Source organism: Porcincola intestinalis (assembly GCF_009696445.1).
Classification (GTDB): Bacteria; Bacillota; Clostridia; order Lachnospirales; family Lachnospiraceae; genus Porcincola; species Porcincola intestinalis.
This window is the reverse complement of record NZ_VULZ01000011.1, coordinates 36,555-59,157: the sequence shown is the minus strand read 5'-3', so window position 1 is coordinate 59,157 and position 22,603 is coordinate 36,555. Positions and strand designations below refer to the sequence as shown.

Genomic DNA, 22,603 nt, shown 5'->3' with positions numbered 1-22,603 from the left:
TGGCTGTACGGTTGTTCTGCAGGAGCGTACTGGGATGGAAGTACAGACCTGAAGGACACAGCCACCAGGCCGTAGTTTAGCGGTTTAATTCAGGAAATTTTTTCGGGGCATCCTCCATCATCTGGTCGACGGTCAGGACTTCCGTTACGAGTCCGGCCGCGCGGATGATGTCGAGCGCATGCTCCTTCTCAGATACCGGGACATTGACATAGTAGATGTCCCGGTCAATTCTACCCTTTGGTCCAAGGTTCCGGATGTCGAGACCGGCGTACCCGGCCTGGACGATATTTTCCATCTGGTAGTGGCCGCTCTTGCAGCGGATCCCCGCCTCCCTGAGTGCAGCCCTGATTTTCTCACAGGTTTCCCTGTCTCTCTTCCTGAATACAGGGATCTTCTTTTCAAACAAACTCATGTGATCGTTTCCTCCTTTCACTCAGATGTCCGGACCTGTGCGCAGCAGCCATTTGCTAGACGATCTGGCAGGATGTGGGGACATCTGTTCTGAGTGTAACACATTCGGAGAGCCGCATGGCGGGAATCTGTGCTATCATCAGGATCACAGACCCAGGATGGGAAAGAATGGCCTGAGATGATAAAAGTTGGTCTGAGATTACAAGAATATCAGAGTACCCTGCCCGTGCGGCATAGAGATGATGTGAGACACATATGAGTATATCCAACCTTCCTTCCGTCTATCTGGATGACATGAAAAAGATACTTGGCAGCGAGTACGAGGCCTTTCTGGATTCTTACAGCCGTCCCTGCCGCAAGGCTCTTCGGATCAATACGCTGAAGCTGGGCGTCAGGGATGCAGCAGCATTTGCTGAAGAATTCGGGAGGGAGACCGGATTCCATCTGACACCGGTGCCGTGGACACAGAATGGGTTTTACTTTGAGGAGGAAGACCAGCCTTCCCGCCATTCTTTCTACAGCGCGGGACTTTACTACCTGCAGGAGGCCAGCGCGATGGCACCTGCGCAGATCCTGCCGGTCAGCCCGGGGGAGACCGTTCTGGATCTCTGTGCGGCGCCGGGCGGCAAGGCAACCGAGCTGGGAGCACGTCTTCAGGGGCAGGGCTTCCTGGTGGCGAACGAGATCTCGGCGCCTCGTGCTCGTGTTCTGATGAAGAATCTGGAGCTGTTCGGCATTCCGAATGCCTGTGTGACAAACACAGAGCCTGCCCGGCTTCTGGAACGCTGTCCGGCCTTCTTTGACCGGATCCTGGTGGACGCGCCGTGCTCAGGGGAAGGCATGTTTCGGAAGGACACGGCGGTCGTTCAGGCGTGGTATCCCGAAAAAGTGTTGGAGTGCGCCCGCGTGCAGCGTGAGATTATCACATGTGCGGCGGATATGCTCAGACCGGGCGGAATGATGCTGTATTCAACCTGTACATTTGCACCGCAGGAAAACGAGCTGACCATCCTGCATCTTTTGAAAGAGCGTCCGGAGATGGAGCTGATGGAGATTCCGTACGATGCCTTCCGGCGGTATTTTTCCGAAGGACTGAGCCTGGAGCAGCTCGTAAGACTTGGAGTTCTGGAGGCGGGGACGGTGGGAGCATTGGACGTGGACCTCACGAAAACCTGCCGGCTCTGGCCGCATAAAATCGAGGGGGAAGGGCATTTCTGTGCTCTTCTGAGGAAGCGGAAGCCCGGGGAGAACGAGGAGATGCAAGAACAGCAGCCCGGAGAAGCAGTCAGGGAAGCCGGCAGGGCGCATGGAGCCGGCAGAGCGGAGAAGCGCGGCGGAACGTATCGAGTGGGCAGAGCGGGAAAAACGGACAGGACGTATCGGACGGACAGGTCAGGCAAGGCTGGCAGGAGAGGTGGCTCCGGCAACACATCTCGCGCGGCAGGACAGGAGAAGCTTCAGCCAGCCGAGACGCAGATGATTCAGAACTTTATGGCCGGTTATCTGGAGCAGCCGCAGCCTGGGCGGCCGTCTGCCTCAGAAACTACGAGAAGCCTGGCCGGGCTGCTCCGGGAAGGACTGCAGGAAGGCAGGCTGGAGGTGCATGACGGCCAGGTGTACCTGATGCCTGCGGGCGTGGAGTGGATGCCTGGGATCCCGACCCTGCGGGCAGGTCTGTACCTTGGAGAATTGAAGAAAAACCGTTTCGAACCGGCACAGGAGCTCGCCATGGTGCTGCCGGAGGTTCCATTTCCGGATAGAGAATTGCAGACGGATGCAGCACAGCCACTGCCTGTGGAGGAGAACTTGAGGGAAGATGTTGAAGACCACTATGTCTGCCTCGATCCGGCGGATGACAGGCTCGAACGCTATCTCCATGGAGAAACAATCCCTGTCCGGCAAGCCGGCCAGAATGGCTGGAGACTGCTGTGCGCCGGAAGATATCCGATCGGCTGGGGCAAGCTCGTAGGTGGGCAGCTGAAGAATAAATTCCCGGCAGGCTGGCGGATTCCCGGGTAATAGCGATGATCCGGTTCGGAATGACTTTCTCCCAATACGTATACGTATTTTGGAAGCATAAAGAGCCTCCCGGATGGCATGGATTTGTAGCGGAGGGTTCGCGATGAATGGAATTGAACGGAATTAAACGTATGAAATTGTAAAAAAATACTTGCAATCTCTGAAAGATAGCGGTATACTAACGAAGCTTGCTTAAGAAATTGCGAGTATCGATGCGTGGCTCAGTTTGGTAGAGCGCTGCGTTCGGGACGCAGAGGCCGCTGGTTCAAATCCAGTCGCATCGACTTCTTAGCAGGGGCACCGGGCGATGGTTTTAGATAAGCCATCTCCCGGTTATTTTTATATTTCCGGAGTTCCTGCTTTTTCCTCTGAAATTATCCCAAAACAGGGCGTTCCTATTTTCGTTCCCATCTTTCCTCAAGAAACGATCCGGCATTATCATGAAAATATATCTCCGGCAGCCTCTGATATTGGGGCAAGGTCGTTCGTGCTGGTATTCAGCCGCTCCTTGTTAAAGTGGGAATAAATATTCAACGTGGTTGAGGCATCTTCGGTCATAAGGAGCATCTCTTCACTGTAAGCTCTGTTTTTCTGGCCATGAACCTGCACGCTGGCAGCAGCATAGTTTGTCGGGATCAAACCATCGATGATGGCCTGATTAAACAGGGCATACAGGATGCTTTTATAGCTCCTCACGGAACGGACGGAGAGCGGTCCCGGCGCATGTGTCTTCCTTCAGATCGCGTTTCTTTTCGGCCAGTCAGCGGTCAAGATAGCATGTCAGTTTGATGTGCGGATCAACGTTCGCGTTTAATTGTTTCGGCGGTTGTTTAAGATAGGCATTGGTATCCAGCAATTCCATGAGAACCTGCTCTGCCCGCCGCTTGTTATTTTTTGTTTCAAGGCCGGTGGCCAGGCATTTGTGGCAGATTTTCCCGCTGAGTGGATCTGTATAAGAAATTCTGGCATAGTAATACTGCTTGCCAGACGGCAGTTTTTTTGCTTGCAATGATCCTATCATAGTATTTTACTGACATCCTGAACGGTCAGAATATCAGGATATTCATCAGATATAGGCATTCTTCCTTTCTGACTGTGATCAGCGGGAGTGCGACAGCTTCCACTGCGCTATTGTGTATAAGAAATCTGATACTTTCCTGTCATTTAATCGCTCCCTCCGTTCTCTGAAGATAGCGGTTGCATTCCTCCGTCCAGTTTCTGCGCTACTCCAGAAGTTTCTGCTTTGAGTTCCAGTCGTTGGACTGAACATCTTTATGTCCCCAGAGTTTTTTCTCCCACTCCTTTCCCTTACGCGCCCTGACTTTCTGCTTTTCGGTCTTCGGGTCAATGACCGGGATCCGGTTTCCGTCCGCATCGAGTGCGATAACTTTTTTCTCCATCCTCGCCCAGCTTCTGTCTCTGTTGAAGCCGCGGACCGTACACATGACATGGACGTGCGGATTCCCGGGCTTATTGTGAAGAGCCCAGTCCACCGCCATGCCGGCAGCTACAGAGTTTTCCTGTATAAAGTGCCGGGAAAGTGCCGGGCCAGCTCAATTTGCTGTGTTGTGTCAAGTTCTACCGGCAGCGCCATATCAAACTGTCGGGCATTTCGCGAGTTAGCTTTGTTCTGGACCCGTTCAAACTCGTTCCACAAAGTCTGCCTGTCTTTCAAAGATGCCGGAGTGTTCTCAGGCAGGCAGATTTCCGAAAAAATGACCTCCTCCTTGTGAGTGTAGGAGAAGGTCAGACCTCTGGCATCATCGTTATAGAGCCTTGTCCCTGAAATATATGCCGCTGAGGCAACGGCACATTTCCCGGAACTGGCGCGGATGATGCCTGTATGAAAATGAAAGATAGCCATGCCGTCTTCCCTATAACCGTCAGTCGACGGTGTATTATTTTTGAATCGGAGCGAATACTTTTACAGCTACAGACTATTGCAAGTCCTAAATAAATATAGTGATTACATATAAAAAAATGCAATAATGTTTAGCAATATTTAATATGGGCATAAGCATAAAGGAATAGTATATTGCAGATTGTAAGAAACGAATGTAATACAAGAAAGAAGCATGAAAACTAAAGTATCTGGAGCGGAATTGGAGATTTTGGAATATCTATGGAAAGTAAGGGAAGCATGCACATTTGCAGCTCTTCTTTATCATTTCAATACGGTAAAGAACAAACAGTGGTGCAGACAAACATTGAATACCTGTTTGCTAAGGTTAAAAAAACGAGGGTTACTTCAGCAGGATAAAATTGGAACAAAATCTTTTTATACACCAACCCTAACGCGTGTGGAATATGAACAGAAATGTGCCGAGGAAATATTGCAGGAAGCATATGGCGGCACACTAGCTAATTTTATTGCTGCACTGACTGGTAAAGATTCTATCACTGAAATTGATAAAGACGAATTACTTGACTACATATTGAGCAGGAAGTAAGAATGAATCTGCTATTCACAATGTCACTGGCGGGGGTTATCCCACTTGTACCATATTATTTTTTAAAGGCAACGGGAATTTGTACGGGAATTCAGCTTAGAAGATTATTGAAACTCTCCATTTTTTTCTTTCTCTGCCCGATTCAAGTGTTAAAATATATTTTCCCATTTAAATTCCCAGCTTTTATGTATCAATTGTCAAATAAGATATATTTGAAGCGCGAAGGGTACACCATAATCAAAATGTATGATGGCAGCTATTATCCTGTACCTAACTGGATGCTGATCATAGCCATAGTTTGGACAGCAACTGTAATATGTATTGCTACTATATATTCCCTAAAATACAGAAAATTCAAAACACTGCTATTAGAAAAAAGTAATCCTGTTCCGGAGAAGCAGATAGATATCACCATATATTCGAATCATAGTGCACATATTCACTGTAATATAAGCACACTAATTCGAACGCCATTTGTGATTGGCATTTTGACACCTGAAATTTTTTTGCCGGATACGAAATTGACGGAGGAGGAGCTTAGTATGGTCCTCCTTCATGAGACAGCGCACGTAAGGTATAAGGATTTATTATACAAATCATTGTGTTTTGTGATATGTCTGATCCATTGGTTTAATCCATTTGCATGGCTTTTGCTGCAGGAGTACGCAGATGTATCCGAAATAGTCTGCGATGAATGTGTGATTCATACATATACAACGAAAGAACAGAGGAAAAGGTACGCGACTTTCCTTCTTCAATCAATTACGGAAGGAGAATACATCGCGGATTGTTCCATAACAAAGCAGTATGATTTTTCTAATACGGATACTATCTTTATAAGTGGTAGTGAAGAAAGCTCACATAATAATGAACTAATGAAAAATTCAGTTATTGAGGAACAATATAATTTTTCCGTTTTCAATGAAATTTTTATAGAAGAAAGCGGTAAACAGAGGGCGGTATTATCTGGAAACGAGCAAAGGAAAGCATTATGTAGACACAGCTTTATATCTGGTTTCATTGTAAGGCATATCAAGAATCACAAGGGGGATGCACTGTAAAAAAATACAGCGCCGATATCTGCACGAAGTGCAAATACTCAAGATTGGGAAAACTCTTATCAGAAACGAAATATAATAAATGCCCTCATTGATCGGGTGTAAGAAAGTACCTTAAGGTAACAAAGTCAGAGTACCTGCTTCATTACATGTGTATTAAAGATAAGGGAGAGATTAACTGGCAGTATGCTGATTGATCTGCCGTGGTGATAACTATGGAAAAAATGGCACACAAATTGAGAATAATAGGTATTTTAATCATTTCATTTGCATGCATGACGAGTACGGTGTATGCAAAGGGCATAGTGGACAATCCTGATCAACCATTTTCTATCACTGTATCCGAACCTTATATCTCTGAAGAGTCGGTACAATATTTTAATGATAACAATAAATTGGAAACGGCAGCAGAAGGAACTCAGAACCGGCTTAACTTTACTGTGGAGATCAATAACATCACGAACCAGGATTATAAGAATGTATGGTATAGAATATCCTTGAACGAGGAAGTCAAGCCTTTTCTGGCAGCCGGGATCGTAACATTCACAAGTGATAAAATGGATATTCTTTCAAAAGAACATGCATTTGACCCTTCCATCGAGGATAAAGAGGATTCTCCTAAAATATGGGGCTTCACATATGAATGGGGATCCCTGTTAACAACCACAGAGGAATTTCAGGAAGTTACCTATTATGATAAAACAGGTAAAGAAATCCATTATACCCCAGAAGAGATCATGGAGGCCCTGAAAAATGTATCCATATCTGTTCACTGGAAGGGTGGAAAACAGGAAGTGACGTTGCCACTTATTCTGGAAAAGTATGAGCCTGTGACAGAAAATGTGACAGAGAAGGCTGATGATTAAGAACTCTGCATTAATAATCAAACACTGGAGCTTCATAGGTGTGGCACAATGAAAATGGTGAAGTTGGGTTTAACAGTTATTCAGGATCAGCATCGACTCTTGGCAGGGGTACCGGAGAATAACTTTTCCAAGTTATTCTCCGGCTTTTTTGTTCTCTAAAAGTTTCTGAATGATGGCTTTTTCCCTGTAGGATGCATTTTTGTGTGTAGGACAAGGCAGCAAAAGTGTCTGTGCCCATGGGCAGCAGTGAAGCGATGAAAGGCAGCTTGACAGTATATTCACCGTTTTATATGATGAACATAACAATCAATCAGGGAGGAAGTATGATGAAGCGAAGGATGATTGCTGGATTGCTTTGCGGGCTGATTGCTACAGCACCGATTACAGCGCTGGCAGATTCGAAGGATGATCGAATTGCAGAACTGGAATCAGAGGTCGCGGCATTACAGGAAACGGTCGCTGATCTGAAGGAACAGCTGGCTGCTGGAAAGCCAACAAGCCAGGATGAATACAATATTGGAGAACCATGGGTCGTCGAGGGACAGTGGAAGCTGACGGTTGATTCTGTTGAAGAGACGGACGAGAGAAATGAATACTCTGATTATCATCCGGCAGCCGTTTACATTGTAACCTTTACGTACGAGAATATTGGATTTGAGGATCCGGATGGATTTTCAGATGGTTTATATTTTGTACTTGATGACAGTATTGTCGATGCTGGAGGAAAGATGGGTTACTCATACCCGGGAGAGGTCACGATGTATCCTCAGGAAACTCCTGTCGGCGCAACCTGTGAGGGACAGGTGTGCATTGGTGTGGATCATCCAGGCAGCTTCAAAATCAATGTGGAACATTATGATGGAAACGATGTTGAACAAAAGGCCACTTTCAATGTGACAGTCGACCAGTAACTTCAGCAATGGCAGGGAGAAAAAGAAAGGGGGAGAGCGTCTGAGGCGCCCTCCCTCTTTTTTGATGGATCTTGTCTGTTCTGAGCCTGTTTTCTCGCATTAACTGTCCTGTGCGTTCAGAAATGCTGTCACTTCCGCCTCGGCTGGAATGGACGGAGCCGCGCCTTTTCTGGAGCAGGCAATCGATGCGGCAGCGGAGGCAGCCTTCATTGAGTCCGGAACGGAGCTGCCATGAAGTAGACTGGCAAGGAAGTAGCCTGTGTAGGTATCCCCGGCAGCGGTTGTATCCGCAACATGGGTCTTGTACGCAGGCTGGAAGAAGGTTCCATCGCTGCAGACACAGACAGAGCCATCCCCGCCCAGTGTCAGGACGACGGTGGCATTCGGGAACCGTTCTCTTAAAGCGGCGGCAAGCGCTCTGCCTTCTGCTGTATGGCTCCCCAGAATCTGACCGGCTTCCACCTCATTGAGAAGGAAGATATCGATCTCATCGAGCGGAAGCTGGAGGACTTTTTCATTCATCGGCGACGGGTTCAGGACGATTGTCATCCCAAGCGCGTGCGCTTTCTCCACAATATAGGGGAGCTGGTTGATCTCATTCTGCAGGACAAGATAGTCCCCGGCTGAAAAGTGGCTGAGTACGCTGTCAGACTGCTCCTTTGTGATCAGCTGGTTGGTTCCGCCATAAAGCAGGATGCAGTTATCCCCCTCCTTGTCCCGCTGGATGATCGCATGTCCGGTGTGCGCATCCGGGATCATGGTAACATAGTCGGTGTGGACGCCAGCTTCTTTCATCATATCCAGAAGAAAAGATCCGTCTGGTCCGATGGCGCCCGCATGGTATGTCTCAGCCCCGGCCCTGGCGAGGGCGACAGACTGGTTGAGCCCCTTTCCGCCGGTGAAGGTCTCGAGCTTCTGGGATGACAGAGTTTCCCCCTTTGCAACAAAATGATCGACCGAATAGACATGGTCGATGTTCAGGGATCCGAAGCAAAGAATTTTGTGATGCATCGTGTCTGACATGGTACAGACCTCTCTTTCTGCGGCATTGCGCCAAATTATCTTATACATATCATAAGCTGGAAAATGTTTCAACAAGATACACGATCTTTCCGCTGGATGCCTGTCACCTGCAGCCTGTCACCCGCGGCCTGCCATCCAGAGCCTGTCACCCGCAGCCTGACAGTACAGATTGTCAGCGCAGACCGGGAGGACAGTGATGATACGGACACTTTACACACGTTGCTTTAAAAATGTGATACGATACCTTCTGAATATTCATTTCAAGGGGAATCAGAATGGAAACTAAAAGGAAAGAGAAGAAGCAAATGCCTGTTCTTCTGGAGCTGCTTCTTCTGTTTGCGGAGATCGGAGCGACAACCTTCGGCGGCGGATACGCCATGCTTCCGATTCTGCAGCGGGAGCTGGTGGAGAAGCGGCACTGGACGACGGAAGAGCAGCTGATGGACTATTACGCAATCGGCCAGTGCACGCCGGGAATTATCGCGGTCAATACCGCGACCTTCATTGGCAATACGAAGGCCGGCATGATCGGCGGGATTGTCGCGACACTTGGCGTCGTATCGCCGTCCGTCGTCATCATCACCATCATCTCGATCTTTCTTCAGAATTTTGCGGACCTGTCGGTTGTGAAGCATGCATTCAATGGAATCCGTGCGGCCGTCTGTGTCCTGATTATGGACTCTGTGATCAAGCTGGGGAAAAAGTCGATCCGGGACCTGTGGGGATGGATCATCTTTCTGTGTGTGCTGCTGGCTTCTCTGCTGAGCGGCATCTCACCGGTTCTCCTCGTTGTGCTCTCTGGTGTGGCGGGTATTGTTCTGAAGCCGGTGGCAGACAGAAGCGCAGCGAAGGCGGCTGACGATGCTGCAAAATCCGGGACGGAGCCAGAGGCATCCGGCACACTAGATGGTGAGAAGGAGGACAGGACGTGATGATCTATCTTCAGCTGTTCTGGGAGTTTTTCAAGGTCGGGCTCTTCTCTGTCGGAGGCGGGCTTGCAACGCTGCCGTTTCTGTATGATATTTCGGCCAAGACAGGCTGGTTTACGACGGCGGACATCGCCGACATGGTCGCGGTTTCCGAATCAACGCCGGGCCCCCTGGGCATCAACATGGCGACCTATGTCGGGCACAAGACAGCCGGGGTCACAGGCGGGATTGTTGCCACCCTCGGACTGATAGCCCCGGCAATTGTGGTGATTATGATCATTGCGAGGATTCTGACTGCCTTCAGGGAGGCGAAGGTGGTTCAGGATACCTTCTATGGACTTCGCCCGGCATCGACCGGTCTGATCGCGGCCGCCGGCATTGGGGTCGCGAAGATCGCCCTGCTCCGAATCGACCTGTTCCGCCAGACGGGTTCTGTGCTCAGTCTCTTCAACTGGAAGCTGATCCTTCTGGCAGCGGTGATCTACATCACGCTGGTGAAGTTCCGGAAACACCCGATCCTGTATATCGCGGTCGCCGCAGCAGCTGGAATTATCTTTCAGCTCTAAGACACCGATCAATCAGCGTCAGGATCAGAACGCTGCCTTGAAGATTTCGATGATGTCCTCCTTGCTCAGCGGGACGAAGCACCCGACGCAGCCGGCAGCGGCCTTCTCGGCCATTTTCTCAAAATGCGTCTGCTCGGTGATGCCGACTTCGCGGAGGTTCTTCGGAAGCTCCATGGTTGTGAAGAAGAATTCTCTGGTCTTCTCGATGGCTTCTTTCGCGGCGCTCATGTCATTGGCAGCTGTGATCCCCCAGACATTGCGGCCGTATTCGGCGAATATCGGTGCGGTCTTGTCGGAGAGAATGTGCTCCATCCAGACCGGGGTCAGGATTGCAAGCCCCTGCCCATGGGTGATGTCGTAGAACGCGGAGAGTTCATGCTCCATCGGGTGGACACACCATGCAGGTGCGTTGCCGACACGGGTCAGTCCGTTGATTGCGAGGGAGGCTGCCCACATCAGATTCGCGCGGGCATCGTAGTTCTCCGGCTCGTGGAGCGCCACCGGGCCATACTTGAACATGACTTTCAGCAGGCTTTCACCGAAGCGCTTCTGGACATCAGCGCCGGTTTCAAAGCTGAAGTAATTCTCGAAGGTGTGGCTGATCATGTCTGCGGTTCCTGCCGCCGTCTGCTTCTTTGAGACGGAGTAGGTGTAGGTCGGATCCAGAACGGACATCTCCGGTTTCAGGCACGGAGCAGCGGTTCCCCACTTTTCATTCTTTGTCATATCGGAAATGACGGCGAACTCATCCATCTCTGAGCCGGTTGCCGACAGCGTCAGGACAGAATAGATCGGAAGGGCACCCTGGATCTTCTCCGGGTGGATGACCAGATCCCAGGCATCGCCATCATACTTTGCACCGGCAGCAACAACCTTGGCGCAGTCGATGGTGCTTCCGCCGCCGATGGCCAGCACCATATCGATGCTGTCTTCCTTGCAGAGCGCGACACCTTTTCGAACGGTTTCAATCTTCGGGTTCGGCTCGACACCGGACAGCTCTTCGACCGTCAGACCTGCCTCCTTCAGAATCTTCATGGCAGCATCATAGATGCCGTTCCGCTTGATGCTTCCGCCGCCATATACGAGCAGAACCTTGCTGCCGCTTTCCTTCAGCTCGCTCAGGTGAGAAATCTGTCCCTTCCCGAAATGAATCCGGGTGGGCATCTGAAGTGTGAAATTGTACATATATACCTCCTCCATATGAAAGATTTTCATCAGAATTCACTGCTATTATAGCGCATAGGATCTATTCTGCCACTGTTTTCACAGGAATTCCACATTCATGTTCGAACATATCGGTTGCTGGCCTGTGTGCTTTCGGGTATGATATATACAGTTGTAAACAGGCCTTTTGGAGGTGGAGGATGGATCTTCAGAAATTCTATGACGGGCAGGAGTTTTCTCTCTATGAATTCTTAGGTGCGCACGTGACCCCGTCAGGTGTAGTGTTCAGAACCTACGCGCCGTCGGCGCGGGAGGTATCCGTGATCGGGGCGTTCAACGGCTGGAGGGGGACACCGATGCACCGGATTCTGAATGGCCAGTTTTTTGAGGCAGAGATTGCGGAGGCAAAGCCGGGGCAGATGTATAAGTTTCAGATTACTTCCGGAGCTGGGACGCATGATCATGCCGATCCGTATGCCTTCAGCTCCCAGCTTCGCCCGGAGACGGCCTCCATCATCTGGGATATGGATGCTTACAGGTTCCGCGACGGCGCCTATATGAAACGGCGCAGAAACGGCAGAGCCGGCATGACTGGAACCGGGGCGGCCGATGCAAACAGTTTTCCAGGCAGTGGAGACGTGACTGTCCGGCCGGGGCAGCCGCTGTTCTTCGACAGACCGCTCAACATCTATGAGCTTCACCTGGGCTCCTGGAAGCGCAGGGACGATCCGGAGGAGCTGGCCAGGAAGCTTGACGAGGCGAAGGAGAAGGGGGAGGGCATTGATGTCTCCTCCGGCTGGTACCGGTATGAGGAGATCGCAGATCTCCTGGTCCCGTATCTGAAGGAAAACCATTTTAATGCGGTGGAATTTATGCCGCTCAATGAATATCCGGCGGACGAGTCCTGGGGCTACCAGGCGACCGGGTTTTTCAGCGCGACCTCGCGCTATGGCACGCCGGACGGTCTGAAGAAGCTGGTGGACCGGCTTCATCAGGCGGATATCAGCGTGATTCTGGACGTCGTGACCGTCCATTTTGCAACAAATGACTACGCGCTTGCCCGCTACGATGGGACGCAGCTGTATGAATACCCGAATGACGCGGTCAATGTGAGCGAGTGGGGGAGCTGCAACTTCAACCATTCAAGAGGAGACATCGCAAGCTTTTTGAATTCCGCCAGCGCCTTCTGGCTGGACAAGTATCATTTCGACGGACTGCGATTTGATGCTGTCGGCAATCTGATCTACTGGATGGGGGACGAGCGGCGGGGCGTCAATACGAATACCGTCGAATTCCTGAAGAAGATGAACAGCGGGCTGAAGCGGCTGTATCCGGACACAATGCTGATAGCGGAGGACTCGTCGGCATATCCGGGGGTCACAAAACCGGTCCCGGAGGGTGGCCTGGGCTTTGACTATAAGTGGGATATGGGCTGGATGAATGACACACTGAACTTTTTCCGGACCGATCCGCCGTACCGCCGGCAGGAGTATCACAAGCTGACCTTCTCGATGGCTTATTTCTATAACGAGCGATATCTGCTCCCACTTTCCCATGACGAGGTGGTTCATGGGAAGGCGACGATCATCCAGAAGATGGCGGGGGATTATGACAGAAAGTTCCCGCAGGCGCGGGCCCTTTATCTGTACATGTTCCTGCATCCGGGCAAGAAGCTGAACTTCATGGGCAATGAATTTGCGCAGTTCCGCGAGTGGGATGAGAAGCGCCAGCAGGATTTCATGCTGCTGAAATACCCGGTACATGATGCGTTTCACCGCTATTTCCGGGATCTGAGTGCTTTATATCTGAAGTATCCGGCACTGTGGCAGGAGGACTATGTGGAGAATGGCTTCCACTGGCTGTCTGCCGATGATACGGAGCATGTTGTCTACGCCTTCGAGCGGAGGACGATGGGGCAGACAATCCTCTGTGTCTTCAACCTGTCAGATCAGAGGCAGGAGTTTCTGTACAGGGAAGAGCAGGGGGCTGCCCGCGCAGCAGCCGGGAGTACCCTTGGCCTTCAGCTTCTGATTGATTCGGATGATGAACGATATGGCGGCGGAACAAGGGTGACAGAGAAGATACGGCCTTTAGTGGAGCCCATTGAGCTTCCGCCATTTACCGGGAGAGCTTATCTGGAGGTGGAAGTGTAAAACCTTCCTGCCTGTGCTATACTGGGACAACTACAGGAGGGATATACCTTGAATACGATGAAAATTCAGAAGAAGGTCCTGACGCTGTCCTGCGCGGCGCTTCTCACGCTTCCGCTCTCCGCAGCCGGGCCGTCCGCCATGCGCATATATGCGGAGGATGAGGTCGCAACGGAGGATGCCTCCGGCGGGGAATCCTCTCTATCCGCTGTTCAGGATGACGGTGCCCAGTCCGGCGGAAGCCTGTTTGAGGATCAGAATACAAATATACAGTCCAGGGACGGGATTCCTGCCGACGAAAGCGGAAAGAAGAAGCAGTCCTCGAAAAAGATGATCATCGGCTACCGCACGCCGGGGCTTGTGAAAAGCGTGACCTTTGATGAGGGGAGCAAGCCATCTCTGCAGACGCTTGCGGCTCAGTTTCCGGCGGCGGTGGATGTCTACTTCGCCGGCGAGAGCAAGCCGGTAACACTGAAGACAAGCTGGAAGTGTGCAGAGGGAGACTACGGGTCCTCCTCCGGCGGGTATTTCATCTTTGTGCCTGCGTTTGATGAGGGAAAGTACGTCGTGCGGGGCATGAGCCTCACGGCGGACATGCCCTATATCGAGGTAAAAAAGAATCCTGGCGTTGCGGTTGAGATGATTGCGTCCGCTCCGCCGACGGTGAACGAGAAGAAGGTCTTTGATTACTGTATAAATGAGCTGGGCCTGAACAAGGCTGCTGCCTGCGGCATTCTGGCAAACATGTACTGCGAGTCCGGATTCCGGACGAATGCGCTGGGCGACGGCGGGACATCGGTCGGCGTCTGCCAGTGGCACAACGGCCGATGGACGTCTCTGCGCGCTTATACGTCGGACTGGCAGACGCTTGAAGGCCAGCTGTCGTACATGAAGTGGGAGCTGGAGCATGGCTACAGTGCGACGCTGAATGCGCTGAGGGCGGTCTCTGATGACGCGCAGGGCGCCTACGATGCCGGATATTTCTGGTGCATGCATTTTGAGATGCCGGACAGCGCACACACGAGAGGCATCACGAGAGGCTATCTGGCAAAGAACGTCTACTGGCAGCGATATGGCGCAGAGGATGAGCCGGATGAGGAGGGCTGCAATGATTCCTTCGAGGGCGAGTATGTCTTCGACGGAGAGGGAAACCTGAATATCCGTGCGGGCCACTCCGAGGAAAGCGATGCGATCGGCTCCATCAAAGCCGGCGATAAGGTCGAGGTGACAAAGGGAAACGGCAAGTGGGCGCACGTTCTCTATGAAGGGAAGACCGGCCTGGTGAAGATGGAATATCTGACAGCTGTGGATACAGAAGAGGAAGACGGCGCAAAAAGGCAGGGAGACGCAGGAAAAGCAGAGACAGCACAGGAGACGGAAGGCGGCCGGGAAACAGAGGCAGACGAATAATATCAGAGCAGCCGGATGAGGACCCGGTAGGCTTCCAGGCTGCTGACGAAAGAGAGGGTGGCTGCACCGGACTGGTGCAGTCACCCTCTCTGTGTGTACAGGCTGATTCGGATGCCGGAAATTATGCTTCTGTCTCTGTCTCCGACTCTGCAGTTGTCGGGCTGATGGACATAAAGATGTTCTGCATGACCGGCTTGAAGTCCTTGTCGTCATTCGGTCCGAGCTGGACGGTGTACATACCGCCGTCGGCATCTGCAAATGCAACACCGCTGACCTTCTGGTCATCGATATCGAATCCAACTGCAGGGATGCCGTTCAGATCCATCTTGTACAGCGACTTGTAGCCAGCGTCTCCCAGCTGCTTGTAGATGTCGTCAACAGTAACCTGCATGCCTTCATGATAGGAGACAGCAATGTTCCAGCCCTTCGCGGAGTCTGCAGCCTGGTAAACAATGCCCTGCTTGGCGTTCTCATCCGAGACCTCCAGAACATCCCAGTCGCTTGGAAGATAGAGATCAAATCCCAGTCCGGTGGAAATCCAGGTTCCCTCATAGGCATTCGGATCCATGTCCTTATAGTTGAAAACGATCTCCGCTGCGCTGCTCTCCGTGGTGACCTCTGTCTCTGCTGCCATCGCGCCGACCGGGCTGAGGCTCATCATCATTCCTGCGAGCATGATCACTGCAAGTCTTTTCTTCATCATCTTTAAAGTTCCTCCTTTGTATGGCGGCGGGATCTTCCATAGTCTGCTGATGCCTGCCCGCCGGATTTCTGATTCAAGATTCAAACAGAGTATAGGGGGTTCCATGTGCTGAAAAAAGTCCCGAAGAGGACGGTAAAATTGCTGAAAATGGGTCTTGACAACTGAGAAAATGTATGATTTATTTTCTGCCATTTGCTTCTCTGGTATAATGTGGCATGAATCAATGCAGATAAAGACAGACAAGCAGAGACGGCCGGGAAAAGTGCCGACGGAGATGCTGCCGCAGTGGTCAGTCGGGACAACTGGAGGAAAAATACAGGCATGATGAGGGGACTGAAAATCGCGGTCTGCGAGGATGAACCGGAGGAATACGAGAAGCTGAAGAGGCTTCTGGATGAAAGTGGAAGGGAAGTTGAGATTGATTACTTTCCGGAGGGGAGTGCGCTTCTTAAATCTTTCTATGCGGGCAAATATGATCTTGTCCTGCTTGATATTTATATGAAGGGAATGGGCGGAATTGAGACGGTGGCGGGCATCCGTCAGACAGACGAGGAGGTGCCGGTAGCCTATCTGACCGGGAGCGAAGATTTTGCGCTTGAGGCCTACCACTACCATGTGCTTCGGTATCTGGTGAAGCCGCCGAAGAAAGAAGAGGTGGAGGAGCTGCTCTCCATGGCGGAGAAGATGAGAGAACACCTGCCTTCCCTGACAATCCGGACAGACGGGCGGGAACGAAAGGTGCCGCTCCGGCAGGTTCGGTATATAGAACAGAATAATCGGAACCTGAACTATTATCTGACTGGCGGGGAGGAACTGACGTCCAGAGGACGACTTGACGAAGTGGAACAGAGTGTCCCCCGGCCTCCATTTTACCGGTGCCACAAGAGTTTTCTGGTCAACCTGGCACATGTGAAGGACTTTGATGAGGATCTGAATGTGTTTGAGATGAGCGAGGGCGGAGTTGTCTACGTCCGCAGGCAGAGTACCAGGGAGGCGGTCCGGGCGTTCAGAGGCTTTATGTTCGCACAGCTGCGGGAGAATCCGTGACAATCAGCCTTTTATGGACCAGGGAACCTGGAAGGGCGGGGCATCGCCGGACAGACAGCAGATGACATGGAAGAAACTGGAACCGAGACGGGAGGACAGGATATGGGCGGACAGCATCCGGGGCACAGGAGACACTGTATCAGGGAAAAACAAGACCGGCAGGGTCAGGGAGCTGGTGTGAAAAACAGTCTTCGATCCGGAGCCCGGATGGTTTTCCGGCTGGAGCCTGTTCTTTTTATAAGCCTGTTTTCGGTTCTGCTTCTGGCGCTGCTCCTTCAGATCAGAGGCGCCCGGCAAAGCATCGGGACGGTCCGGCAGAACCACTGGAATCTGGTGCGGAATGTCCGTGTCCGGGTCGGAACCGGAAAGAACGCATCCTGGAAGAAGGTCACGCTTCCGGAGACCATCGGGAATCTGCCGGGCGGGACGACGGTAACGGTTTCTTTCCGGCTCCAGAGCGATGGCTCCAGCATGCTGTTTCTGAATCCGGTATATTCCCCGGTCGACATCTATGCGGACGATAAGCTGATTTACAGTTACGGGACTCAGGGAACCTGGCCGTCCTACATGCCAGATCCGCCGACGGGCGCGTTTTCCGTGAAGCTTCCGGCCCACAGAGACGAACACCTGCTCCACGTAGAACTTGTCTACACGTCTCCGAAATCACGGTCTTCCCTTGTCCTGCATTCAATGGTGACCGGATCGGGGGATGCCGTTCTGCGGTATCTGTTTGAGCGGTACGGGTATTCGTGGGTGTCTTCTCTGCTGTTTATCATCGCGGGGATTATTATGTGTGGTCTGTCCCTCTTCTATATCACTTTTGAGAGGCACGGACTCAGGCTGGCACTGCCGGGGCTTTTGATTGTGCTGGCCGGCATGTGGGAGTTCTCGGAAAATACGATGAGCGTCTATCTGATGCACAGACCGGTACTTCTGTACATTCTGGGATTCACGGGAATGTATGCCATGCTGCTGCCGCTGATTGTCTTTGTGCAGAAGTTCACGAAGATGGAAGGCAGCCTGTTTCTCAGCGTGCTCCGGTGGATCCTGGAGGCAGCGGTTCTGGGGAGCCTGTTTCTGCAGCTTGCCGGGGTTGTTCCATTTACGCGGAGCCTGTATCTTTTCCATGTTCTCCTGCCGGCTGTTCTGATCCTCATTGCTGTCTACATGCTGTACCTTGGAATCCGGAAGAAGAACAGGCCGGCGATCGCCATGTTTCTTGCCATCCTGGTTCTTGCGGTGGCGGCTGTGCTGGAGCTTCTGAATTACTATTTTGTCTTTACAGAACGAAATTCGATCCTGTTTCAAAACGGACTTCAGCTTTTCTGCCTGATCATTCTGGTTTTCGGCTGCGTGGAGGTGCGGCGGAACATGGAGCTTCGGTACAGGAATCTGGAGCTGGCGCATGACATAGAAATGCTGGAGCAGTCGGTGGAGATCCAGAAGGAGAGAGGCCGCGTGCTGACGGCCTATGAGTCGGAAATCCGCAGGCAGCGGCATGATCTGAGGCATCATCTGAGGTATCTGCGGCAGCTTCTGCAGGACGGAAAGGACAAGGAGGCAGCGGCTTACATCGAATCCTTGGATCAGGCCATCCCTGCCGGCACAGTCACCCGCTACTGTGAAAACAGTATGGTGAATGCGGTTATCAGCTACTACGCCGCGCTGGCGCACAGTGACCAGATCCGTATGGAGGTCAGCGTGCGGATCCCGGCGGTCAACCCCCATATCAGTGATACGCACTTGTGTGTGATTCTGGGCAATCTGCTTGAGAATGCAGAGGAGGCCTGCCGGCGGATGAAGGAGGGTGAACAGTGGGTCAGGCTCCGGACAAAGGTTCATGGGGAGCAATTGTTCATCTCGATGGACAACAGCTGCGGGGGGACGGTGCAGCCGCAGGACGGCCGGTATCTGTCCAGTAAACGAAGCGGGGAGGGCATCGGCCTGCGGTCCGTCCGATCCCTTGCGAAGGCACACGGCGGGTCTGCGGAGTTTTCGTCCGGTGATAACTGGTTCCGGTCGGAGATCTGTGTGAGACTGTGACGGTGTTCACATTTTTTCCAAATTTGTGACATAATTCGAACAAACACAGCCGTTATGATAGGACTCAGAAAACAGGAAAAGGGAACAGACAGATGATGTTCCCGAAACACATAGAAGATGAAATACCTGGACACAAAGGAGGTTGTTATTTATGAAGAAGAGATTATTCGCGGTTCTGATTGCGGCTGCAACGATCGGTGCATTTGCCGGCGGAACAACGATGCTGCAGGCGAATGACAATGGTGCAAAGCTCCAGATTGCTGGAGGGGAGACTGAGGCCTCCTCTGAGGATCAGACAGAAAGCACAGGAAGTTCAGACAGTTCTTCCCAGAGTGCGACGGAGGTTGCGGCAGCGCTTCCATCCGGAAACATCGCGAAGGCTGATCAGCCGGATGTGACAGAGCAGCAGGCTGAGAATTCGGGCGTCTCGGAGGTTGCGTCAGATGCGATGCCGGCGCTGGTTTCGATCACAAATATGTCTGTCCAGAAGGTTCAGGACTGGTTCAGCGGCAGGACGTACGAGGCACAGGGTGAATCGGCTGGCACGGGTGTCATCATGGGTGAGAACGATGATGAGCTTCTGATTGTCACAAACAATCACGTCGTCGCGGACAGCGATGAGCTGACGGTTTCCTTCATCGATGAACAGTCCGTGAGCGCAAAGGTGAAAGGGACGGATGCCAGCAACGACCTGGCTGTGGTGGCTGTCAGTCTGTCGGATATTCCGGACGACACGCTGAAGAAGATTCGTGTCGCGAATGTCGGCGACTCGGATGATGTCAAGGTCGGTGAGCAGGTTGTCGCAATCGGCAACGCGCTGAATTACGGGCAGTCTGTCACGACCGGTATCGTCAGTGCCCTGAACAGAGATATCACCGTCACGGACGGTAGCACACAGGTCAACTATGAGGATCTGATCCAGACCGATGCGGCGATCAACCCGGGTAACTCCGGCGGAGCGCTTCTCAACATGAGCGGTGAGGTGATCGGCATCAACTCTGCGAAGGCCGGTGAGAATGGAGTCGAGGGCATGGGCTATGCGATTCCGACATCCAAGGCGCTTCCGATCATCGAGAAGCTGATGAACAAGACGACCCGCTCGAAGGTCGATGAGAAGGATGCCGCTTACATCGGCATCACCGGAGAGGAGGTCACTTCCGATGTGCAGCAGCTCTACGGAATGCCGGCAGGCATCTACATCGCGAATGTCGGCGACAATACGCCGGCGTCTGAAGCAGGACTGACTCGCGGCATGATCATCACGAAGTTTGATGATACCTCTGTCTCGAGCATGAGCGATCTGACTGATCTTCTTCAGTACTACAAGGGTGGCGAGAAGGTTACAATCACGGTGGCTCAGCAGGGAGAAGGCGGCAAGTACAAGGAGAGTGACATCAGTCTGAAGCTCGGACTGAGATCCGACTACGTCAGCAGCACGCAGTAATTGACAAACCGGCTTTTTGTCGGGTATAGTAACAAGTGCCGTGCAGCCGGGGAGATAGCGGTGCCCTGTACCTGCAATCCGCTACAGCAGGGGTCATGCCGAACCGAGGCTGTTTCTCTGCGGAGCAGCCCTTCACAAGTGATGTTGACGTCTGGGTCCCTCGCAACAGGATCCTGTGAATCGTGTCAGGGTGGGAACACAGCAGCACTAAGCAGATCATTCTGTGTGCCGCGGGATCGCCTGGATCGAGTTAACTATGAAGGTACCGTCCGTGGGGAGCCGTCGAAGCGAGGCGCACGGTTAAAGAATGAAGTTGAGGGGCAGCTCAGGGAGCTGCCCCCTTTTTTCAGTCCTGTGTTTGGTCGGCTTCCTGGATTTCTGCAATCAGGCCGCTTTGCCTATATGAAGTAGAGGACAAGCAGATCCCGCAGCAGGCAGGCTCAACAGGCGGGGCGGTGCATGTCTGGGGCGGGAGGCATGGACAAGGAGGGACGGCAAGCAGCTGGCGGTAGTGTACAGGGATGGACGGACATTTCGATGGCGCTGGGAAGAAAAGTGGAGACAGGAATCAGAAGGCGGGAGGATTGTCTGTGAGCAAGATCGCAACCAGAATCGCGCGAAGGCAGCTGCGTCAGAAGCAGGAAGAAGAGCACGCCGCCGAGCAGAAAAAAACAGATGAACACTATATGCGGCTGGCACTGCAGCAGGCCCGCCGTGCACAGGCGCTGGGGGAGGTCCCGATCGGCTGTGTCATTGTCAAAGAGGGCGAGGTCATTGCCAGAGGATACAACCGGAGAAACACCGACCACAACACGCTTTCTCATGCCGAACTCAATGCGATCCGGAAAGCCTCCCGGAAGCTTCAGGACTGGCGGCTGGAGGGCTGTACCATCTACATCACACTGGAGCCTTGTCAGATGTGCAGCGGCGCGATCGTTCAGTCCAGGATTGACCGCTGCGTGGTGGGTGCCATGAACCCGAAGGCCGGCTGCGCCGGCTCTGTCATGAATCTGCTTCAGGTGAAGGGCTTCAACCATCAGGTCGATCTGACGACAGGCATTCTGGAGGAAGCCTGCAGCCAGATGCTCAGCGAATTCTTCCAAAGGCTTCGACAGGAGAAGCAGGGAAAAACCGCGGAAAATCTGCCGGAGGAGAAGCAGGAGAAAGCTGAGGGAAACCTGCTGCGGCAGCAGGAGCGCACGGACAGATAGCATTCATTGAAACAGGGAATGGAGTGGAATCTGCACGCGGAAAACACAGAGGCTTCAGCAACGGCAGATCGAAGCTATAGAAAAAAGCCTGTGGCCTCAGCTGCTGCTGATGTCACGGGCTTTATTGAGCGGAGAGAGTGGGATTCGAACCCACGCGCCCAATAATGGACGACCGCATTTCGAGTGCGGCTCGTTACGACCACTTCGATATCTCTCCACGAAAGTGATGCAAAAAATATTTTAACATATCTCGGTCAGATTTCAAGCAGAAATTGCTGCAGAACAGCCTCAGTCCTCGTCCCGGCTTCTGACGATATACATGGACTGGCGCTCGGATGGCCGGATCTGTTTTCCGTTTTCATCCAGGAGGCGGTAGGCATAGAGCTTCACGATCCTCGCGCTGTGGGCGCCCCAGTTGTCAGACCAGCGGGTTCCGGGGAAGGCAGAGTCGCCAATCAGAAAGTCTCCGTCTTTCAGGAAGGAGTCGATGAAGATGTAGTGGCCTTCCGAGTAATACTCTTCATTCTGGTAGTTGGTGACATCCCCGACAACACAGGCGATCAGAAACCATCCCTTCTTTTCTATCATCTGGCGCATCAGCCGGGTGACTTCGTCCTGATTTGCGCACTGAAGGACGGCAGTCTGGCCCTCATAGTAATTGGCCGGATCATTCCCTTCCTCGACGAACTGGACCCGGCCGTCTGTCAGCTTCGAGATCGACCGGGGGTCAAAATAGCCGGTTCCCTCGCGGGAAAGCTTCTTCCGCTTGCATTCCATTGCAAACTGCCAGGCTGTGTCGGTCAGAGGATTTTTGATGCCCATCCGGCAGAGCATAAAAAAGGTCGCATAGTAGCTGCAGCCCATCGAGGAAATCGGAGAATCACCGTCCACGGAGAGAAGCTTGTTCTGCGGAAAGCTGTCGCCCCGCTGCGTCCAGGTGGAGAGATCGCCTTTGATCAGACCATGCCGGCTGATTTTGCCTGCATCGTAGGCAAAGGCTTTGCCAGTGAGCCCTGGTGCCTCGGGACACAGCGCCAGGGCAGAAGCGAGCGCCCATACAGGCAGCCTTCTCAGGAGGTGGGCGTGAGCTGCCGGCCGGGATGACTTTGATACCGGATGCAGAATAGAGTTGATATGGGAAAGAAGGTGTTTGAATAATTGCATAGGTGATTGTCTGTGTCTCCGCGTGCTGCCGTAC

22 protein-coding genes, 2 tRNA genes, 1 other RNA gene and 1 pseudogene are annotated in these 22,603 nt (G+C 52.4%); 17 read left to right on the top strand and 9 right to left on the bottom strand.

The window, feature by feature from the left end:
• Positions 1 to 76: 76 nt before the first annotated feature.
• Positions 77 to 412, bottom strand: a complete 336-nt coding sequence (locus FYJ35_RS10395; protein ID WP_154526251.1) for a hypothetical protein — start codon at positions 410 to 412, stop codon at positions 77 to 79.
• A gap of 254 nt (positions 413 to 666) precedes the next feature.
• On the opposite strand from FYJ35_RS10395, the gene FYJ35_RS10390 reads away from it, so the two are divergent.
• The 3 genes from FYJ35_RS10390 to FYJ35_RS10380 all read left to right on the top strand — a co-directional run bounded on the left by FYJ35_RS10390 (position 667) and on the right by FYJ35_RS10380 (position 2,956).
• The gene (locus FYJ35_RS10390) at positions 667 to 2,430 is read left to right on the top strand and encodes an RsmB/NOP family class I SAM-dependent RNA methyltransferase (protein WP_154526249.1); all 1,764 of its coding nucleotides are present in this window, start codon (positions 667 to 669) and stop codon (positions 2,428 to 2,430) included.
• A gap of 210 nt (positions 2,431 to 2,640) precedes the next feature.
• Positions 2,641 to 2,714: transfer RNA gene (locus tag FYJ35_RS10385), tRNA-Pro, on the top strand.
• 23 nt (positions 2,715 to 2,737) lie between these two features.
• Positions 2,738 to 2,956 carry a hypothetical protein gene (locus FYJ35_RS10380; protein ID WP_154526247.1) on the top strand — a complete coding sequence of 73 codons (219 nt, stop codon included), beginning with the start codon at positions 2,738 to 2,740 and terminating at the stop codon, positions 2,954 to 2,956.
• A 234-nt stretch (positions 2,957 to 3,190) separates the two neighbouring features.
• On the opposite strand, the gene FYJ35_RS10375 is transcribed toward FYJ35_RS10380, so the two are convergent.
• From FYJ35_RS10375 to FYJ35_RS15415, 3 genes and pseudogenes are all read right to left on the bottom strand, one after another.
• Positions 3,191 to 3,451 carry a hypothetical protein gene (locus FYJ35_RS10375; protein WP_154526245.1) on the bottom strand — a complete coding sequence of 87 codons (261 nt, stop codon included), beginning with the start codon at positions 3,449 to 3,451 and terminating at the stop codon, positions 3,191 to 3,193.
• Between the two features lie 202 nt (positions 3,452 to 3,653).
• Positions 3,654 to 3,959, bottom strand: a pseudogene (locus FYJ35_RS14865) (MobA/MobL family protein); the annotation flags it as partial.
• The gene (locus FYJ35_RS15415; RefSeq protein ID WP_154526241.1) at positions 3,938 to 4,294 is read right to left on the bottom strand and encodes a MobA/MobL family protein; all 357 of its coding nucleotides are present in this window, start codon (positions 4,292 to 4,294) and stop codon (positions 3,938 to 3,940) included. The pseudogene FYJ35_RS14865 and the gene FYJ35_RS15415, both read right to left, overlap by 22 nt.
• A gap of 211 nt (positions 4,295 to 4,505) precedes the next feature.
• Between FYJ35_RS15415 and FYJ35_RS10360 the strand changes: the two genes are divergently transcribed.
• From FYJ35_RS10360 to FYJ35_RS10345, 4 genes are all read left to right on the top strand, one after another.
• Positions 4,506 to 4,880, top strand: coding sequence for a BlaI/MecI/CopY family transcriptional regulator (locus FYJ35_RS10360; RefSeq protein WP_154526239.1), 375 nt, complete (start codon positions 4,506 to 4,508; stop codon positions 4,878 to 4,880).
• A 2-nt stretch (positions 4,881 to 4,882) separates the two neighbouring features.
• The gene (locus tag FYJ35_RS10355; RefSeq protein ID WP_154526237.1) at positions 4,883 to 5,941 is read left to right on the top strand and encodes a M56 family metallopeptidase; all 1,059 of its coding nucleotides are present in this window, start codon (positions 4,883 to 4,885) and stop codon (positions 5,939 to 5,941) included.
• Between the two features lie 212 nt (positions 5,942 to 6,153).
• A complete protein-coding gene (locus tag FYJ35_RS10350; protein ID WP_154526235.1) occupies positions 6,154 to 6,804 on the top strand; it encodes a hypothetical protein in 651 nt (216 codons plus the stop codon).
• A 323-nt stretch (positions 6,805 to 7,127) separates the two neighbouring features.
• Positions 7,128 to 7,715, top strand: coding sequence for a hypothetical protein (locus tag FYJ35_RS10345; protein ID WP_154526233.1), 588 nt, complete (start codon positions 7,128 to 7,130; stop codon positions 7,713 to 7,715).
• Between the two features lie 99 nt (positions 7,716 to 7,814).
• On the opposite strand, the gene FYJ35_RS10340 is transcribed toward FYJ35_RS10345, so the two are convergent.
• Positions 7,815 to 8,738, bottom strand: coding sequence for a ribokinase (locus tag FYJ35_RS10340; protein ID WP_154526231.1), 924 nt, complete (start codon positions 8,736 to 8,738; stop codon positions 7,815 to 7,817).
• Positions 8,739 to 9,013: 275 nt separating this feature from the next.
• Here FYJ35_RS10340 and FYJ35_RS10335 point away from each other — a divergent pair, with 275 nt between their 5' ends.
• Both FYJ35_RS10335 and FYJ35_RS10330 read left to right on the top strand, forming a co-directional pair.
• Positions 9,014 to 9,670 (top strand): chromate transporter, encoded by a 657-nt coding sequence (locus tag FYJ35_RS10335; protein ID WP_331469235.1) that lies wholly within the window; start codon positions 9,014 to 9,016, stop codon positions 9,668 to 9,670.
• Positions 9,670 to 10,233 carry a chromate transporter gene (locus FYJ35_RS10330; RefSeq protein WP_154526229.1) on the top strand — a complete coding sequence of 188 codons (564 nt, stop codon included), beginning with the start codon at positions 9,670 to 9,672 and terminating at the stop codon, positions 10,231 to 10,233. The genes FYJ35_RS10335 and FYJ35_RS10330 overlap by 1 nt, the downstream gene beginning before the upstream one ends.
• Positions 10,234 to 10,257: 24 nt before the next feature.
• Here FYJ35_RS10330 and FYJ35_RS10325 read toward each other — a convergent pair whose 3' ends face one another.
• Complete coding sequence (locus FYJ35_RS10325; RefSeq protein WP_154526227.1) at positions 10,258 to 11,418, bottom strand: iron-containing alcohol dehydrogenase; 1,161 nt, start codon at positions 11,416 to 11,418, stop codon at positions 10,258 to 10,260.
• Between the two features lie 179 nt (positions 11,419 to 11,597).
• Between FYJ35_RS10325 and FYJ35_RS10320 the strand changes: the two genes are divergently transcribed.
• Together FYJ35_RS10320 and FYJ35_RS10315 are read left to right on the top strand one after the other, a co-directional pair.
• Positions 11,598 to 13,550, top strand: a complete 1,953-nt coding sequence (locus FYJ35_RS10320; protein WP_154526225.1) for an alpha-amylase family glycosyl hydrolase — start codon at positions 11,598 to 11,600, stop codon at positions 13,548 to 13,550.
• A gap of 57 nt (positions 13,551 to 13,607) precedes the next feature.
• Positions 13,608 to 14,957 (top strand): phage tail tip lysozyme, encoded by a 1,350-nt coding sequence (locus FYJ35_RS10315; protein WP_235906548.1) that lies wholly within the window; start codon positions 13,608 to 13,610, stop codon positions 14,955 to 14,957.
• A 121-nt stretch (positions 14,958 to 15,078) separates the two neighbouring features.
• On the opposite strand, the gene FYJ35_RS10310 is transcribed toward FYJ35_RS10315, so the two are convergent.
• Positions 15,079 to 15,660 (bottom strand): hypothetical protein, encoded by a 582-nt coding sequence (locus FYJ35_RS10310; RefSeq protein ID WP_154526221.1) that lies wholly within the window; start codon positions 15,658 to 15,660, stop codon positions 15,079 to 15,081.
• Between the two features lie 321 nt (positions 15,661 to 15,981).
• Here FYJ35_RS10310 and FYJ35_RS10305 point away from each other — a divergent pair, with 321 nt between their 5' ends.
• From FYJ35_RS10305 to tadA, 6 genes are all read left to right on the top strand, one after another.
• Positions 15,982 to 16,707: a LytR/AlgR family response regulator transcription factor gene (locus tag FYJ35_RS10305; RefSeq protein ID WP_154526219.1), complete on the top strand. Its 726-nt coding sequence runs from the start codon at positions 15,982 to 15,984 to the stop codon at positions 16,705 to 16,707.
• 66 nt (positions 16,708 to 16,773) lie between these two features.
• The gene (locus FYJ35_RS10300) at positions 16,774 to 18,750 is read left to right on the top strand and encodes a GHKL domain-containing protein (protein WP_154526217.1); all 1,977 of its coding nucleotides are present in this window, start codon (positions 16,774 to 16,776) and stop codon (positions 18,748 to 18,750) included.
• A 151-nt stretch (positions 18,751 to 18,901) separates the two neighbouring features.
• On the top strand, positions 18,902 to 20,194 hold the full coding sequence (locus FYJ35_RS10295) for a S1C family serine protease (RefSeq protein WP_154526215.1): 1,293 nt from the start codon (positions 18,902 to 18,904) through the stop codon (positions 20,192 to 20,194).
• Positions 20,195 to 20,232: 38 nt separating this feature from the next.
• Positions 20,233 to 20,494, top strand: an RNA gene (gene ffs, locus FYJ35_RS10290) — signal recognition particle sRNA large type.
• A 159-nt stretch (positions 20,495 to 20,653) separates the two neighbouring features.
• A complete protein-coding gene (locus FYJ35_RS14860) occupies positions 20,654 to 20,788 on the top strand; it encodes a hypothetical protein (protein WP_268892548.1) in 135 nt (44 codons plus the stop codon).
• A 92-nt stretch (positions 20,789 to 20,880) separates the two neighbouring features.
• Positions 20,881 to 21,405, top strand: coding sequence for a tRNA adenosine(34) deaminase TadA (gene tadA, locus FYJ35_RS10285; RefSeq protein WP_235906544.1), 525 nt, complete (start codon positions 20,881 to 20,883; stop codon positions 21,403 to 21,405).
• Between the two features lie 129 nt (positions 21,406 to 21,534).
• Here tadA and FYJ35_RS10280 read toward each other — a convergent pair.
• A tRNA-Ser gene (locus FYJ35_RS10280) sits at positions 21,535 to 21,622 on the bottom strand.
• A gap of 71 nt (positions 21,623 to 21,693) precedes the next feature.
• The gene (locus tag FYJ35_RS10275; RefSeq protein ID WP_154526211.1) at positions 21,694 to 22,569 is read right to left on the bottom strand and encodes a hypothetical protein; all 876 of its coding nucleotides are present in this window, start codon (positions 22,567 to 22,569) and stop codon (positions 21,694 to 21,696) included.
• Positions 22,570 to 22,603 lie beyond the last annotated feature (34 nt).